The organism is Uliginosibacterium sangjuense, from assembly GCF_059132465.1.
Window position 1 is genome coordinate 4,093,857 of the sequence record NZ_CP101132.1, and the last position, 16,640, is coordinate 4,110,496.

Annotated in this window: 15 protein-coding genes; 7 read left to right on the top strand and 8 right to left on the bottom strand. The window is 66.1% G+C overall.

The window, feature by feature from the left end; translation table 11 throughout:
* Positions 1-90: 90 nt before the first annotated feature.
* The 6 genes from fmdA to urtA form a co-directional block, all read right to left on the bottom strand.
* The gene (gene fmdA, locus NMB43_RS19030) at positions 91-1,320 is read right to left on the bottom strand and encodes a formamidase (RefSeq protein ID WP_494349745.1); all 1,230 of its coding nucleotides are present in this window, start codon (positions 1,318-1,320) and stop codon (positions 91-93) included.
* 48 nt (positions 1,321-1,368) lie between these two features.
* The gene (gene urtE, locus NMB43_RS19035; RefSeq protein ID WP_494349746.1) at positions 1,369-2,058 is read right to left on the bottom strand and encodes an urea ABC transporter ATP-binding subunit UrtE; all 690 of its coding nucleotides are present in this window, start codon (positions 2,056-2,058) and stop codon (positions 1,369-1,371) included.
* Positions 2,059-2,131: 73 nt separating this feature from the next.
* Complete coding sequence (gene urtD / locus NMB43_RS19040; RefSeq protein WP_494349747.1) at positions 2,132-2,875, bottom strand: urea ABC transporter ATP-binding protein UrtD; 744 nt, start codon at positions 2,873-2,875, stop codon at positions 2,132-2,134.
* 27 nt (positions 2,876-2,902) lie between these two features.
* Positions 2,903-4,147, bottom strand: coding sequence for an urea ABC transporter permease subunit UrtC (urtC, locus tag NMB43_RS19045; RefSeq protein WP_494349748.1), 1,245 nt, complete (start codon positions 4,145-4,147; stop codon positions 2,903-2,905).
* A gap of 28 nt (positions 4,148-4,175) precedes the next feature.
* Positions 4,176-5,090 carry an urea ABC transporter permease subunit UrtB gene (gene urtB / locus NMB43_RS19050; RefSeq protein ID WP_494349749.1) on the bottom strand — a complete coding sequence of 305 codons (915 nt, stop codon included), beginning with the start codon at positions 5,088-5,090 and terminating at the stop codon, positions 4,176-4,178.
* A gap of 88 nt (positions 5,091-5,178) precedes the next feature.
* Positions 5,179-6,447: an urea ABC transporter substrate-binding protein gene (gene urtA, locus NMB43_RS19055; RefSeq protein ID WP_494349750.1), complete on the bottom strand. Its 1,269-nt coding sequence runs from the start codon at positions 6,445-6,447 to the stop codon at positions 5,179-5,181.
* A gap of 234 nt (positions 6,448-6,681) precedes the next feature.
* On the opposite strand from urtA, the gene NMB43_RS19060 reads away from it, so the two are divergent.
* From NMB43_RS19060 to NMB43_RS19080, 5 genes are all read left to right on the top strand, one after another.
* Positions 6,682-10,050 carry a hybrid sensor histidine kinase/response regulator gene (locus NMB43_RS19060; protein WP_494349751.1) on the top strand — a complete coding sequence of 1,123 codons (3,369 nt, stop codon included), beginning with the start codon at positions 6,682-6,684 and terminating at the stop codon, positions 10,048-10,050.
* Positions 10,037-10,930, top strand: coding sequence for a response regulator (locus tag NMB43_RS19065; RefSeq protein WP_494349752.1), 894 nt, complete (start codon positions 10,037-10,039; stop codon positions 10,928-10,930). Before NMB43_RS19060 ends, NMB43_RS19065 begins: the two co-directional genes overlap by 14 nt.
* 65 nt (positions 10,931-10,995) lie before the next feature.
* Positions 10,996-11,373, top strand: a complete 378-nt coding sequence (locus NMB43_RS19070; RefSeq protein ID WP_494349753.1) for a DUF2946 family protein — start codon at positions 10,996-10,998, stop codon at positions 11,371-11,373.
* A gap of 99 nt (positions 11,374-11,472) precedes the next feature.
* Complete coding sequence (locus NMB43_RS19075; protein ID WP_494349754.1) at positions 11,473-11,991, top strand: YcnI family copper-binding membrane protein; 519 nt, start codon at positions 11,473-11,475, stop codon at positions 11,989-11,991.
* Between the two features lie 20 nt (positions 11,992-12,011).
* Entirely contained in the window at positions 12,012-12,506 is a 495-nt protein-coding gene (locus NMB43_RS19080; RefSeq protein WP_494349755.1) for a copper chaperone PCu(A)C, read from the top strand.
* Between the two features lie 60 nt (positions 12,507-12,566).
* Here NMB43_RS19080 and NMB43_RS19085 read toward each other — a convergent pair whose 3' ends face one another.
* A complete protein-coding gene (locus NMB43_RS19085) occupies positions 12,567-14,003 on the bottom strand; it encodes a hypothetical protein (RefSeq protein ID WP_494349756.1) in 1,437 nt (478 codons plus the stop codon).
* A 360-nt stretch (positions 14,004-14,363) separates the two neighbouring features.
* Here NMB43_RS19085 and NMB43_RS19090 point away from each other — a divergent pair, with 360 nt between their 5' ends.
* On the top strand, positions 14,364-14,876 hold the full coding sequence (locus NMB43_RS19090) for a disulfide bond formation protein B (RefSeq protein ID WP_494349757.1): 513 nt from the start codon (positions 14,364-14,366) through the stop codon (positions 14,874-14,876).
* Here NMB43_RS19090 and NMB43_RS19095 read toward each other — a convergent pair.
* Complete coding sequence (locus NMB43_RS19095; RefSeq protein ID WP_494349758.1) at positions 14,827-15,297, bottom strand: hypothetical protein; 471 nt, start codon at positions 15,295-15,297, stop codon at positions 14,827-14,829. The two genes, NMB43_RS19090 and NMB43_RS19095, sit on opposite strands and share 50 nt — an antisense overlap.
* Before the next feature lie 363 nt (positions 15,298-15,660).
* On the opposite strand from NMB43_RS19095, the gene NMB43_RS19100 reads away from it, so the two are divergent.
* The gene (locus tag NMB43_RS19100) at positions 15,661-16,629 is read left to right on the top strand and encodes a DmsE family decaheme c-type cytochrome (protein ID WP_494349759.1); all 969 of its coding nucleotides are present in this window, start codon (positions 15,661-15,663) and stop codon (positions 16,627-16,629) included.
* Positions 16,630-16,640: the final 11 nt, after the last annotated feature.

The window sequence follows — 16,640 nt, forward strand, 5'->3', positions numbered from 1 at the left end:
GTGGTGGGGCGTGTGCCCTCTCCCGGCGCGGTGCGCCACCCTCTCCCACAGGCGGGAGAGGGGAGGAGAGGACGGACTGGGCGCGTGGGGCTACAGGTCCGGCGAGATCGGCATCTGGATCGAGCCATCGAGATGCTTCACCGGCCCGGCTGCCGTCGGATTCACGTCGAACTCGAAGATGTCGGTCGGCAGCCACAGCGTGGCGCAGGCATTCGGAATATCCACCACGCCGCTGATATGACCCTGAACCGGCGCCGTACCGAGGATCGAGTAAGCCTGCGCCTTGGAGTAGCCGAACTTGGTCAGGTATTCGATGGCGTTCAGGCAGGCCTGACGATAGGCCACGTGCACATCCAGGTAGTGCTGCTTGCCCTGCTCGTCGACCGAGATGCCTTCGAAGATCAGGTAGTCGTCATACTTGGGCGTGATCGGGCTGGGCTTGAAGATCGGGTTCTTGATGCCGTACTTGGCCATGCCGCCCTTGATCAGCGACACCTTCATGTGTACCCAGCCGGCCATTTCGATGGCGCCGCAGAAGGTGATCTCGCCATCACCCTGCGAGAAGTGCAGGTCGCCCACCGACAGGCCGGCGCCATCCACATAGACCGGGAAGAAGATCTTCGAGCCGCGCGACAGATCCTTGATGTCGCAGTTGCCGCCATGTTCGCGCGGCGGCACGGTGCGTGCGCCCTCGGCCGCGATCTTCGCCTGCACGTCGCCCGTGGCCTTGCCGGCATGCGCCGTCTTGGCGAAGGGCGCATTGGCCAGCGGCGGCACACGTGTCGGATTGGTGGCGATGAAGTCGACCTCGCGTTCGTTCCACGTGTCCAGCATCTTCTGGTCGGGCAGGCAGCCGATCAGGCCGGGGTGGATCAGGCCGGCATAGCGGACGCCGGGCACGTGGCGGCTCTTGGTGAACATGCCCTCGAAATCCCAGATCGACTTTTGCGCCAGCGGGAAGTGTTCGGTCAGGAAGCCGCCACCATTCTTCTTCGAGAAGAAGCCGTTGAAGCCCCACAGGCTGTCCTGCTTGGCGCCGATGTCGAGCAGCTCGACCACCAGCAGATCGCCCGGCTCGGCACCCTTCACCCCGACGGGGCCGGACAGGAAGTGCACCGTGGTCAGATCAACATCGCGCACGTCGTCCGCGCTGTCGTTGTTCTTGATGTAACCGCCGGTCCAGTCGTAGGTCTCCAGCACGAAGTCGTCACCCGGATTGACCCAGCATGCCATCGGGATGTCCGGGTGCCAGCGGTTGTGCACCAGTTCATTGTCGTACGGGGATTGTTGAAGGTCGACCTTGATGAGCGTTTCAGGCATGGCACACCTCTCCTTGCTTGCAGGTTTGTCTGATGGATTGCGTCGGCTCTAGACCGACAGGAACTGCTTGATGCGCGCGACGTCGGTAGACGCGCGCGGACTCTCATGCACGAGGCGACCGCCTTCGATGACGAACAGGCGGTCAGCCACGTCCATGGCGAAGGACAGCACCTGCTCGGAGACGACGATGGTGATCTCGCGCAGTTTGCGGATCTCGTTGAGCGCCTTCGCGATGTCTTTGATGATCGAGGGCTGGATGCCCTCGGTGGGCTCGTCGAGCAGCAGCACCTTGGGGTCGGTGACCAGCGCGCGCGCGATGGCGAGCTGTTGCTGCTGTCCGCCCGAGAGGTTGCCGCCCTTGCGGCGGCGCATCTCCCACAGCACCGGGAAGAGCGCGTAGATCTCATCCGGCACCTTCTTGACGCGGGCGTTCTCCAGGCCGGTCTGGATGTTCTCTTCCACCGTGAGGGTGGGGAAGATCATGCGACCCTGCGGCACGTAGGCAATACCCTTGGCCACGCGACGGAAGCTCTCGTCGCGCGTCACGTCCTGCCCTGCCACTTCGATCTTGCCCGCCTTGGTCGGCAGCACCCCCATCAGCGACTTGAACAGCGTGGTCTTGCCCATGCCGTTGCGGCCCATGATGGCCACGGTCTCGTTCTTGTTGGCGGCGAAGGAGACACCGTGCAGTGCCTCGCTCTGGCCATAGCTCACGAACAGGTCGGATACGTTCAGCATTGCTTCTCTCCGGTTGGACGGGGAGGCGTGCTCCCCCAGCCCCTCTCCCGCCTGCGGGCGAGGGCAGCGAGGCCTAGTGCCCCAGATACACGTCGATGACCTTGGGATCGCTCTGCACCTTCTCCATCGAGCCCTCGGCGAGGATCTTTCCCTGGTGCATCACGGTGACCTTGTGGGCGATCTGCTTCACGAACTCCATGTCGTGTTCGATCACGATCATCGAGCGGTTCTGGCAGATGCGCTTGAGCAGCTCGGCAGTCAGCTCGCGCTCGCGCACGCTCATGCCGGCGATGGGTTCGTCCAGCATCAGCAGCTCCGGCTCCTGCATCAGCAGCATGCCGATCTCCAGCCACTGCTTCTGGCCGTGCGAGAGCAGGCCCGCCTCGGTCTGCAGCATGTCGGCCAGGCCGATCTCCTCGGCCACGGCCTCGACCCGGCCGCGCACCTCGTCGGTGCACTTGAAGCCCAGCGCACCGAACACGCTGCGGCCGCGCGGGAAGGAGACCTCCAGGTTCTGGAACACACTGAGGTTCTCGTAGATCGAGGGCGTCTGGAACTTGCGCCCGATGCCGCTGCGCACGATCTTGTGCTCGGGCAGGCGCGTCATCTCCTCGTTCTTGAACTTGATGCTGCCGCCGCTGGCCTTGGTCTTGCCGCAGATCAGGTCGAGCAGCGTGGTCTTGCCGGCACCGTTCGGGCCGATGATCACGCGCAGCTCGCCACGGTCGACGTACAGCGTCAGTGCGTCGATGGCCTTGAAACCGTCGAATGACACCGTCAAGTCTTCGACCGCCAGTACGAAATCGGTATTGCTCATCGTGTTCTCCCGTTCTGGATGGGGCGATCAGGCGGACTGGCCCTGCACGCTGCCCGGCAACTTGGGGCTGGCGGGCGCGACCGCGCGGCGGAGCAGTCCGCCTTCAGGCTTGGCCGCATCGGCGCTGGCGAGCGGGCCGTGCGACTCGCCGGGCGTGGCATTGCCGGGCAGATCGGGCTTGCGCGTACGGGCCTGCCGGCGCCGTGCCAGCCAGGGCTTCACATGGCTCTCGTAGAGGCCGGCCAGGCCGTTGGGGAAGGCCATCACCACGCCGATGAACAGGCCCGCCATCAGGAACAGCCAGAGGTCGGGGAAACTCTCGGAGAAGTAGGTCTTGCCGAAGTTCACCAGCAAAGTGCCGTAGACCGCGCCCACCAGGCTCATGCGCCCGCCCACTGCGGCAAAGATGACCATTTCGATCGAGGGCACGATGCCGACGAAGCTGGGCGACATGAAGCCGACCTGCAGCGTGAACATCGCCCCACCGATGGCCGACAGCGCCGCGCCGAGGCAGAAGGCGAATACCTTGAACATCGACACGTCATAGCCGGAGAAGCGCACCCGGTCTTCCTTGTCGCGCATCGCCAGCAGCAGGGTGCCGAGCTTGCTCTTCTGCACCCACATGCAGCCCCAGATGCAGGCCAGCAGCAGGCCGGCATTGAGGAAGTACAGGATGTACTTGGCACTGTCCGTGCGGATGTCCCAACCCATCAGGGTCTTGAGGTCGGTGATGCCGTTGACGCCCCCGGTGTAGCCCTGCTGGCCGATGATCAGCACCGACAGGATCAGCGCCACCGCCTGCGTGATGATGGCGAAGTACACCCCGCCCACGCGCCGCTTGAACATGGCGTAGCTGATGATGAAGGCGAGCAGCGTGGGCACCAGGATCACCGCCAGCAGCGTGAAGCTGAAGCTGTGGAAGGGCTGCCACCAGACGGGCAGCGCGGTGAGCTGGTTCCAGTCCATGAAGTCGGGGATGCCCGGCGTCGACTGGATCTTGGTGCTTTCCGGGTCGGACGCCTCCAGCTTCAGGAACATGGCCATGGCATAGCCGCCGAGGCCGAAGAACACGCCCTGTCCCAGGCTCAGCACGCCGCCGTATCCCCACAGCATCACCAGGCCGATGGCGACGAAGCCATAGGTCAGGTACTTGCCGACGAGGTTGAGGCGGAACAGGTCCAGGGTGACAGGCATCACCACCAGCAGGACGAGAGCGAGCAGCAGCAGGCTGCCGAGTCCGCGTTGGTCGATCCAGTTCTTGATTGCATTCATGTTTGCTTCTCCGGGGGCGTTCGGGGTGTCAGCGGCGGACCTTGGAGGCAAACAGCCCCTGCGGCCGGATCATCAGAATGCTCACGATCATCAGCAGGGTGAGCACCTTGGCCATCGAGCCGGTCATGAAGAACTCGCTGATCGACTGCATCTGGGCGATGCCAAAGGCCGAGGCCACGGTGCCGAGCAGGCTGGCCGCACCACCGAAGGTGACCACCAGGAAGGCATCCACGATGTACAGCGAGCCGCTGGTAGGCCCGGTGGACCCAATGGTGGTGAAGGCGGCCCCGGCCACCCCCGCGATGCCGCAGCCGATGGCGAAGGTGAGGCGGTCCGTCTTCTTCGTGTTGATGCCGGTGGCATTGGCCATGACACGATTGGCCACCGTGGCACGGACCCGCAGGCCCCAGCGCGACCTGTACAGGGCAAGCAGCACGCTGCAGGTGACCAGTGTCGTGAGGCCCAGCACGAAGAGCCCGTTGATCGGGATGTCCAACCCTTCCTTGGGTGCCCAGGAGCCCATCAGCCAGTCCGGCAGGGTGGGGCTCACTTCCTTCGGACCGAAGGAGGAGCGGAACACCTGCTGCAGACCCAGCGACAGGCCCCAGGTGGCCAGCAGGGTATCCAGCGGACGTTTGTAAAGGTGGCGGATCAGCCCCCATTCCACCAGCCAGCCGGCAAGGAAGGCGATGGCGAATGCCGCCAGGATGGCGACCAGGAAGTAGCCCTGCGCGAACTTGGGCAGGTAGTTCTCGGTGGTCCACGAGAAGAGGTAGACCGTGTAGGCCCCGATGGCCATGAACTCGCCGTGGGCCATGTTGATCACGCCCATCTGGCCGAAGATGATCGCCAGCCCCAGCCCCATGAGCAGCAGCACGGCGAACAGGCTGAGGCCGGCAAAGCCCTGCATCAGCCCGATGTTGAGCATATCGGTGAGCGACATGACGGACCTCCTGTCCTGAAGGGGAAAAAGTCCGCGCGGCGGCAAACGTCGCACACCCGCCGCGCGGTCCGACTCACGGACAAGCGAACTATTGGTAGCCCTTGGGGAAGGGGTTGGGCTCGATCAGGTTGGGCGACTCCGCGATCATCTTGAACTGGCCGTCGGCGGTCATCTGGCCGATGCGCGCCTTGCTCCACAGGTGGTGGTTGGCGTGGATCTTCACGTAGCCCTCGGGCGCTTCCTTGAACTCGATGCCCGGCGAAGCGGCGGCGACCTTGTCGATGTCGAAGCTGCCCGCCTTCTCGACCGTGGCCTTCCACAGCCAGGGGCCGAGGTAGGCGGCCTGCGTCACGTCACCGATCACCGCCTTGGGTCCGTACTTGGCCTTGAAGGCCTCGACGAATTTCTTGTTGTTGGGATTGTCCAGCGACTGGAAATACTTCATGCAGGCGTAGAAGCCGTTGCAGTTCTCGCCGCCGATGCCCAGCAGCTCGTCCTCGGTGACCGAAATGGTCAGCAGGAACTGCTTGTCCGCCGTGATGCCGGCCGCCTTGAGCTGCTTGTAGAAGGACACGTTGGAGCCGCCCACGACGACGGCATAGATGCAGTCCGGCTTGGCGACCTTGATCTTGTTGATCAGCGAGTTGAAGTTGGTGTGGCCCAGCGGGTAGTACTCCTCGCCCACCACCTTGCCCTTGAGCACGTTCTCGATGTGCTTGCGCGCGATCTTGTTGGAGGTGCGCGGCCAGATGTAGTCGGAACCGATGAGGAAGAAGCTCTTGGCTTTCTTCTCCTTGTTGGCCCAGTCGAGGCCCCACAGGATCTGCTGGGTCGCCTCCTGGCCGGTGTAGATGACGTTCTTGGACTGCTCCAGGCCCTCGTAGAAGGTGGGGTAGTAGAGCATCCCGTTCTCTTTCTCGAACACCGGCAGCACCGCCTTGCGCGAGGCGGAAGTCCAGCAGCCGAACACCGCCGCAACGCGGTCGTTGATCAGCAGCTTCTTCGACTTCTCGGCGAAAGTGGGCCAGTCGGAGGCGCCGTCTTCCTTGATCACGCGGATCTTGCGGCCCAGCACGCCACCCATCGCGTTGATCTGGTCGATGGCGAGCTGCTCGGCCTGGATCGAGCCGGTCTCGGAGATCGCCATAGTGCCGGTGGCCGAGTGCAACTGGCCGACGACGACCTCGGTGTCGGTCACTGCCAGCTTGGTGGTGTTGACCTGCGCGGTCGGCAGGGTGGCGCCGAAGCTCAGGCTGGGCAGGCCCATCAGGGGCAGGGCGCCCAGGCCTTGCAGCAGGCGGCGGCGATGCAGGGATACCGGATCGATGGCGGGATCGTTCTGGTCGTGGTCACTCATGATGGTCTCTCCAGGTGAACGCGGGTGTCGTGCAACGCCCGCCTCGGCACGGCGCCGCCGGCTGCGTTGTTGGAGTCATCTTGGGTGGCCGGCCTGCGTAGCCGGAATACGTTGTTTGACGTACTGCGGGTACGCCGCCCGCTGCGCAGAATCCCTGCCACACACTGCACGCAAGCCGGCATGCCGCTTGCGTGCGTTTGGCGTTGCCGAGGGGATCACAGAGCAGAGGTTCGGATGGATCAGGCCGTTGCACGGACACAGCCCGTCCAGCGCATCATCAAGGTGCGGCGCGACTACAACCGCTGGGTGTCGGACGAGACGCTGGAGGACTACGCGTTGCGCTTCACGCCACGCAGCTTCCGCAAGTGGAGCCCGTTCCGCGTCGCCAATACCGCTTTTGGTGCAGTGTCCTTCCTCGCGCTGGAAGCCATTGGTGCAGCGATCACCCTCTCCTACGGCTTCACCAACGCGATGTGGGCCATCGCCGTGGTGTGCGTGGTCATCTTCCTGACCGGGCTGCCGATCGCCTACCGCGCCGCTCGCCACGGGCTGGACATGGACCTGCTGGCACGCGGCGCGGGCTTCGGCTATCTCGGCTCGACCATCACCTCGCTGATCTACGCCAGCTTCACCTTCATCTTCTTCGCGCTGGAGGCGGCCATCATGGCGCAGGCCTTCGAGCTGTGGTTCGACATGCCGCGCTCGCTGGGCTACCTGCTCTCCGCGCTGATCGTGATCCCGCTGGTCACCCATGGCATCACCCTCATCTCGCGCCTGCAGTTGTGGACGCAGCCCTTGTGGTTGCTGTTGCTGGCGCTGCCCTTCATCGCGGTGGCGATCAAAGACCCGCAGGCCTTCGTCGCCTTCGCCTCGCTCAATGGCCATGCCAGTGGCGGCGACGAGTTCTCCTGGGCCGCCTTTGGCGCAGCGGCCACGGTAGCCGCCTCGCTGATCGCGCAGATCGGCGAGCAGGTCGACTTCCTGCGTTTCATGCCAGAGCCCGAACCGGGTCGCAAGGCGCGCTGGTGGCTGGCGGTGATCGTCGCCGGCCCGGGCTGGATCGTGCTGGGCGGGCTCAAGATGGTGGGCGGCGCCTTCCTGGCCTTCCTGGTCCTGCAGTACGAACTGCCGCTGTCGCGCGCGCTGGAGCCGACGCAGATGTACCTCGCCGGCTTCCGCGAGGTGGTGGGCAACAACGCCTGGGCGATCTTCCTGACCGGCCTGTTCGTGATCGTGTCGCAGGTGAAGATCAACATCACCAACGCCTATGCCGGCTCGCTCGCCTGGTCCAACTTCTTCGCCCGGCTCACCCACAGCCACCCTGGGCGCGTGGTGTGGCTGGCCTTCAACGTGCTGATCGCCATCCTGCTGATGGTGATGGGCGTGTTCGAGGCCATCGAGCAGGTGCTGGGGCTGTACGCGCACCTGGCCGTGGCCTGGGTCGGCGCGGTGGTGGCCGATCTGGTGATCAGCAAGCCACTGGGTCTATCGCCCAGGCAGATCGAGTTCCGTCGCGCCTATCTCTACGACATCAATCCATCCGGCTTCGGTGCCATGCTGCTGGCATCCCTGCTGTCGGTGGCGACCTATGGCGGACTGTTCGGCGAAGCCTTGCGCCCCGCCTCGGCGGGCATCGCACTGCTCGTCTCCTTGCTGGCGGCCCCCGCCATTGCCTGGGCCACACGCCTGCGCTACACCATCGCACGCACGCCGGTGGACTTCGGCCCGCGTCATCGCGTCATGCGCTGCGCGATCTGCCGCAACAAGTTCGAGGCGGAGGACATGGCGCACTGCCCGGCCTACGGCGGGGCGATCTGCTCGCTGTGCTGCACCCTGGACGCACGCTGTGGCGACCGCTGCAAGACCGGCGCGCGCGCTCACGAGCAGCTCGCCGACCTGCTGGCCGGCATGCTGCCCCATCGTATCTCGCTCTCCATGGCGCGCCGCGTCGGCCAGTACGCCATGGTGCTCACCGGCATGGTGTGCGTGTTCGGCGCCATGCTATGGCTGCTCTACGCGCAGGAACTGCTACATGCCGGGGGCCCGGTCTCGCCCGATCTGGCCGCCCTGTTCTGGAAGGTCTTCGCCGGCTTGCTGCTGCTCACGGCCGTGGCGGCCTGGTGGCTGGTGCTGGCGAGCGAGAGCCGGGTCGTGGCACAGCAGGAGTCGGACCGGCAGAACCAGCTCCTGCAGCGCGAGATCGACGCCCACCGGCAGACCGACGCCGAGCTGCAGAAGGCCAAAGAGCTGGCCGAGAGCGCCAACCTCGCCAAGAGCCGTTTCGTGACCGGCATGAGCCATGAGATGCGCGCACCGCTCAACAGCATCCTGGGCTACTCGCAGGTCCTGCTGCGCCAGCAGTCACTGAGCGGCAGCCTGCGCGACGCGGTCGGCACCATCCACCGCAGCGGCGAGCACCTGGCCAGCCTGGTCGACGGGCTGCTGGAACTGTCGCGTATCGAGGCCGGCAAACTGCGCCTGGAACAGGAAGCACTGCATCTCGAAGACTTCTTCACCGAGATCGTGCGCATGTTCCGCCCCCTCGCCGAAGCGACCGGGCTGTCATTCCACTACGAGGTCAGCGGTCACCTGCCACGCCATGTGCATGCCGACCCCAAGCGGCTGCGCCAGATCCTGATCAACCTGCTGGGCAACGCAATCAAGTTCACCGAGCGCGGGCAGGTCTGTCTGCGCGTGCGCTACCGCCGCGAGATCGCCCACATCGAGGTGATCGACACTGGCGTGGGCATCGACGCGGAAGACCACGAGCGCATCTTCCAGCCCTTCGAGCGCGGCCCCGGACGCGTCGGTGCCGAGGGCACCGGCCTCGGGCTCACCATCACCCGCATGCTGGTCGACCTCATGGGCGGCGACATCCAGATCCACAGCCGGCGCGGCGAAGGCAGCCGCTTCGTCGTGCGCCTCTACCTGCCGACCCTGGCCGACGTGCCCACCAGCGCGCTCAGCGCACCGGTGGCGGGCTACCTCGGACCACGCCAGCGCATCCTGATCGTGGATGACGAGGCGGCGCACCGCGGCGTGCTGCGTGCCATGCTGCAACCGCTCGGCTTCGAGATCGACGAAGCCGCCAGCGGCGAGGCCTGCCTCGCCCAGGTCGCCAGGCAAGCGCCGGACCTGGTACTGCTGGACATCAGCCTGCGCGACACCACCGGCTGGAAGGTCTGCCAGCAGTTACGCGCCGGCGGCCACACGGACCTGGCCATCGTGATGGTGTCGGCCAACGCGCATGAGAACACCGAACAGCGACGCGGCCACAGCGGCTGCAACGGCTTCGTCGCCAAGCCGGTCACCGAACACGACTTGCTGGAACAGGTACGCCAGGCGCTGGGCCTCGAATGGCACTACGCCGACCGGCCACCCACCGCGCGCATCATCCCGCCCGGTCCGGACGTGTTACGCGAGCTGCTGGCCCTGGCCGCCGGCGGCTACCCGCGCGCCTTGCGCGCACGGCTGGACGAGTTGGCAGAGGACAGCCCCGACCTGCTCCCCTGGATCAACCGTTGCCTGCCCTTGATCGGACGTGACGACGATGCCCTGACCCACCGCCTCAGCCAGGACTTACAAGACGATGTGCTCACCTGATACCCCCTGCGACGTGCTGCTCGTCGACGACAACAGCGACGCCCTGAACCTGCTGGCCTCTGAGCTGGGCCATGCGGGCTTGCACATCCATGCGGCGGAGTCGGGCGAGCAGGCACTGGCCCATCTCGACGGGCATCTTCCAGGCGCCATCCTGCTCGACGTGATGATGCCCGGGCTGGATGGCTTCGAGACCTGCCGCCGCATCCGCGATATCAGCGAGGATGTACCTGTCATCTTCATGACGGGACTGGGCGAGACCGAGCACATCGTGCGCGGCTTCGAGGTGGGCGGCAACGACTACGTCACCAAGCCCGTTTCGCCGCCCGAGGTGGTCGCCCGCCTGCAGGCGCACACCCGCACCGCGCGCCTGGTGCGCGCCACGCGCGAGGCGGTCAATGCCACTGGCACCGCCATGCTTGCGATTGATGACAAAGGCATTCTTCTGTGGCGCAATGAGGCCGTGCGTAGGCTGGTCGCGACACTGGCCCCGTCCCTCGCACTGCTGGAGAACCACCCCCTCCCCCCCGACCTGCAAGCACTGGTCACGCATGACAGCAGCCCAGAACCGGCGCAGATCCGCCTCGCTGGCGGCGCACTGCAGGCGCGCCGCGCCACCGATGCGGCGCAGCCCGTCACCGTGTTCGCCCTCAGCCAGGTGAGCAGCAGTACGCCCGGGTGGAGCCCCCCGCAGCTCACCGCACGCGAGAGCGAGGTCCTGCTGTGGGTCGCCCGCGGCAAGACCAACCGGGACATCGCCGAAATCCTCGGCATGAGCCCGCGCACGGTGAACAAGCACCTGGAACACATCTTCGAGAAGCTGGGCGTGGAAACACGCACGGCCGCCGCAGCTGCCGCGGCGCGTGCGCTCGGCCGCGTCTGAAGAGCGACGACGCGACGCACCCGGTTCTGCTGCATAATGCGCGGCACCCCCGGCACGCCCCTGCCATGACACGCCACACCCAGCGCCCCTTCGTCACCTGGATCGCGATCCTCGCGGTCCTGCTGCATGCCCTGCTGCCCTACGCCCATGCGGCGCAGGCGCCGGCCGGCGTGATGACGACGCTGTGCTCGCCGGACGGCAACAACCGGCTGATCTTCATCCCGGCCGGCGAGGGCGAGATCGGCGATCCGCCGGTCATGCAGCCGGTCAAGTGCCCGTTGTGCCTGGCCGGTGCCCACTACGCGCTGGCCGAAGTGCCGTCGCTCGGGTTCACCCCCGCCGAGACCCTGCGTCATGTCCTGACGGCCATCGGCATCGCCGACCCGCAAGGCACCCCCAGCGGCATCCACTTCTCCTCCCGCGCGCCGCCGCGCGCCCTCTGATCGTCCGTCCATAAGCCACACCGCGCCGCAAGCTGAATAGGCGCGGCCTGCCGTCGCATGTCCGCCATGCGAGGGCGACGATGAACAGAGCGCACAGACATGAAACAGATCCTGAGCGGGATGGCGCTGGCCGTCCTGTCCACCACGGCCGTCCAGGCCCACGTCACGCTGGAACAACAGAGCGCCACCGCCGGCAGCACCTACAAGGCGGTCCTCCGCGTCGGCCACGGTTGCGCGGGCTCGCCCACCACCGCCCTCACCGTCTTCCTGCCGGAGGGTTTCGTCGGTTTCAAACCGATGCCCAAGGCGGGCTGGCAACTGGAGGTGAAGACCGAGAAGCTGGCTCAGCCGTACGAATCGCACGGCAAGTCGATCACCGAGCGCGTCGCCAGCGTGAGCTGGCGTGGCGGCCGCCTGCTCGACGGCGAGTACGACGAGTTCGTACTGCGCGGCAGCCTGCCCGCCACCCCGGGCAAGCGCTGGATCCGCGTGCTGCAGCACTGTGAGAAGGGCCAGAACGACTGGGCCGAAGTGCCCGTCGAAGGCCAGCCTCGCCCTGCCTTCCCGCCCGCCGCGCTGGATATCCAGCCCGCCGCCCCCCAACACTCTCACCATTGATCAACCAACAGGAGCTCAAAATGCCCACCCATTTCATTTCCCGCCTGCTGACCAGTCTTGCGCTGTGCGTGATCGCCACCAGTGCCCAGGCTCACGACTACACCCTCGGCAAGATCAAGATCGGCCACCCCTGGTCGCGTGCGACCGCACCGGGCGCGCCGGCGGCCGGCGGTTTCCTGAAGCTGGAGAACGGCGGCGAGGCCGACCGCCTGGTCTCGGCCAGCGCCGAGGTGGCGCAGTCCGTCGAACTGCACAGCATGAGCATGGAAGGAAACGTCATGCAGATGCGCAAGCTCGGCAAGGGCATCGAGCTGCCCGCCGGCAAGACGGTCGAACTCAAGCCGGGCGGCCTGCACGTCATGTTCATCGGTCTCAAGGCCCCGCTGAAGGAAGGCGAGCAGTTCCCGCTCAAGCTCAAGTTCGAGAAGGCCGGTGAAGTGACCGTCGACGTCAAGGTCGAAGCCATGGGCGCTGTCGCCGCGCCGAGCACTCAGGCCCACGAGCACAAGCACTGAGCCGCCCTCGTCCGCACCGCGCCGATCATCCCACGTCAGGGCGATCGGCGCGGTGCGGCCTTACAGCCGACAGGCTGCCACGCGGTTGACGTCGATGCGCGTACCGCCCCGACTGTAGGCCCACACCACATCCCCCGCCGGGGTGGTGCTCATGTCCTGGAAGTTGTCGATGGCAAGATTGGTCGCCACCGGTCCTTCCAGCACGGCACCGGTGCTCGCGTCCGCCACCGCCAGGCTGAGTTTGCCACCCGACTTCCAGCCCAGCAGCAGCTTGTTGCTGCCGTAAGCCGCCAGATGGGGACGGAAGGGATAACCGCTATCCAGGCCAGTGGCTTGTGTGATGGCGATCTGTTGTGTGAAGGCGCTGCCGGTATCGGGCAGGCGTGCCAGTTGCAGGTTGAGGCTGCCGCCACTGGACTGGATGTAGCTCATCCAGAACCCACCCAAAGTGGGCACCAGGCCGCCCAGCGCGCGCTGCGCCGGATCGCTGCCGTCCAGCCACTGCAGCGTGCTTACCGCGCCGGTGGGTGAGGCCAGCCGTGCCAGTCGCATCGCATTCGGGTAGGCATCACCATGGCAGGCCGCGCCCCAGCGCGTGCCGTTGTAAGCCACACGCACCGACCAACTGTGGCTGCAGCCCCAGTCCCAGCCACCGGAGAGAAGACTGCCATTGGCGGCATCGACGAACTTGAAGGTGTCGCCCGCGTGGATGTCGACCTCACCGGCCACGTTGGGGCGTTCGGTGGACATCGCCGAGCGGTAGTACACGCCGATGCGGCTGCCATCGGTAGCGAGTCTGGCGGTATGGCCATACCACCAGATGAACTGGGCGCCTGCGCTATCCACATTGCCTTTCTTGGTCAGCGTGGTCCGCGTCAGGGGGTTGCCATTGGCATCCAGACGCACCAGGTCCATCTTGCCGCAGACGTTGTTGTTGGGTGTGCTGGCCCCCTTGCAGTACTTCGCGGAATAGATGTCGGGGTCATCCGCCACCACGGCCAGCGCCAGCGTGTTGCCGGTGGCCAGGGCGGCATGCACCTCCAGCCCGCCCAGGTCCGGCCAGCCCGCCGTCAGCTTGTCGCTGGCATCCAGCGTGGCGAGACGGATGCTCTTCGCACTGCTGTCGGTCCAGGCCAGCACGCTGCTCCCATCACTGCGTGGCGCGATGATGGCCGGCGTGTATTCATCATTCACCGCCGCGTTGCCGCTCACGCTGAGGCTGGTGGTCCGCAGGCGCTGCGCCAGAGAGTCGCACCCCGCGGTACCGCCCGAGGAGGAAGAGCTGGAGGAGCCCGACGAACTCGACGAGCCGGATGAACTGGATGACGACGCGCCCGCCCCACCGGACGACGAGCCGGAAGAGGAGGAGGATGAGGTGGAAGAGCTGGACGATGAGCTCGACGAACTGCCGCTGCCCGGCGTCGCCCCCGACGATGCGCCCGCTGGCGTGGGGCTTCCGGAGGTATCGCCACCGCCACCACAGGCGACGAGGCTCAAGGAAAGGAGGGCAATAAGTGAAAGCGGGTGGCGGGGCGACATCACGTTCTCCAGAGGCATGCGCTTCGATGTGCGCAGTGTTGCCTTTGCTCACGCGTCGGCACGCGCCAGTCGTCGGCCCAGCCTGCCATGCAGAAGCTCGTCGCCATTCAGCCGCCATCCCGGCACGCCGGGCGGGCAGGCCGCGACCGGAAGCACGCGTCCGCGCGACCTGATACCCGGCGCATTTCCACGCCAAGCGCGCGGAACCTCACACCTCGCTGCCGCTCCAAGCCGCAGCCGACGCCACAGGCCGCGCGAGTCGTAGCAGAATGCGCCTGCAGCCCGGACTACTCTCCGAACATACCTATCCTCCACACCATGATTTCCAGACTGTTCTCGTTCTTCTGCCAGCGGCCGCGTCTTGCCCTGCTGGCCTTCGGCCTGCTGTGCTACGGCGCAGTCGGCAGCGCCGTCCTGCTCGGCTGGCTGTTCGACATGGAGGTCTGCGCGATGTGCTGGTACCAGCGCCTGTCCTTCCTGTTCGCCGGCACCGGTTTCCTGCTCGCCGCGGCCTGGCCGCGTGGCGCCGTGGTTACCCAGCGCCTGGGTGCGCTGGGCCTGCTGTCCGCCCTGGCCAGCTCGGCCCGTCAGAGCTACCTGCTGATCAACCCGGCAGCCGCCGACGGCACTTGCGGCGCCGGTCTGGGTTATTACTGGAAGATCGGCGCCTACGAAAAGTTCTTCCGCTCCGGCCTGCTCGGCGGCTCGGATTGCGCCGAGAACCAGCCCCTGATCCTCGGGCTCTACCTGCCGCAGTGGAGCCTGCTGGCGGTGATCACCATCATCGTGCTGTATCTGGTGTGGCAGTTCCGTCGCCGCTACTACCACTGAGCGCCACCCACATCGACGACGCCGGCTGCATGCCGGCCGGCACCTGATGCGGCAGGCCGTTCTGTGCCTGCAAACGCTCCTTGATCTCCTGCGCGATGGCGGCTTCGACCGCCTCGCGCTCTTCCCCCGGCAAGCTCGCCAATGATTCCTCGGTGAGCCCCATCTCCTTCAGTATCTGTTCCCGCAGACGCTCGATGGGCGATTTACGGATGGTCTCGCGAAACTCAGCCAGGACCTGTTCATAGACCGAGGGCGTGTGGGCCGCCTCGGCCTTGCTCACGCGCTCTTCCGACGCCGCAGTGCCCCGCATACCCTGTTGCGCACGCGCCAGCTCGGCCTGGAACGACGGCGCGCCCGCCACAGCCCGCCCGGAAACAGTGCTCGCTTCGAGGTCCCGCATGGTGAGTGCATTGAGTTTCATGACCCGATCCTCCGCAGTGGTATGGCCTTGGATGGCAAAAACCATACCCGCCCGCCGGCCAGGCACGGCGCCCGCCTCACCCCGCTCCGGCAGCGCTTGCCGGCAAGGATCGCCGGCAAGCCCGCACCGCCCGGCAAACACCTCCTCACAATGACAAGAGGATGCCTGGCAAACCAGCCAGAGCTTTGACCCTCCTTGCGCTCCGGTTATTGCCTTCCTAGTATCAAAAGCACGGGCCGGCGCAACGTAGCGCCGGCTCGCCACGCGCCCGCCGGTGAATCACAACAAGATGCGGACGCGCAGCCAGGACGACACCGCTCCGACTAAGTGGCGGTTCGCCCAGCCAACGGCAGGGAGACCGGAATGCAGCAGGCATGGCGTGTTCTTGGGCGGTACCTGATGATCGCGGGCCTCGCGCTGGGCATGGCCCAGGCCATGGCGGCCGACGCCAAGCCGGCCGGGCTGGTGCTCAATGACGACGAGAAATGCACCGGCTGCCACGACGAGGCGGATGACGCCAAGCCGACCATGCTGGATCGCCACCCCTCGGTGCTGGCAATAGGCAAGACCCGCCACGGCACCCGCGCCGATGCCCGTACCCCGAACTGCACCCAGTGCCATGGCGAGAGCGACGCCCACCGGCGCTATCGCGGCAGCGGAGACCCGCCCAAGCCCGACATCTGGTTCAGCCAGAAGACCAACACCCCGGTCGAGACGCGCGACCAGTCCTGCCTCGGCTGCCACAAGGGGGGCAACCGCATCGGCTGGCATATGAGCGCGCACAGCGCGCAGGACGTGGGCTGCGCCTCCTGCCACCGCGTGCACGCCAAGCAGGACAAGGTGCGTGAGCGCCAGACACAGGCCGAGGTCTGCTTCACCTGTCACAAGGAGCAGCGCAGCCAGGTCAGCAAGCCCTCGCACCACCCCATCGTGGAAGGCAAGATGAGCTGCTCCTCCTGCCACAACGTGCATGGCGACAACCCCAAGCAACTGGTCAAGGCGAGCACCAACGACACCTGTTTCACCTGCCACATGGAGAAGCGCGGCCCCTTCGTGCACAACCACCAACCGGTGACCGAAGACTGCGGCATCTGCCACCAGCCGCACGGCACGACCACCGCCGGCCTGCTCAAGGCGCGCGTACCCTTCCTGTGCCAGGAGTGCCACTCGCATGACAGTCACCCGGGTCAGGCGGCCAGCCTACCCAACGCGCCGAGCAACTCCACCGCCCTGCTGGGCACGGTGGCGCGCGGTTGCCTGAACTGCCACACCAACATCCACGGCGGCAACAGCACCGTGAACAGCGCCACTTCCGGCCGCTTCCGTCGCTGAGAGGAGGGATG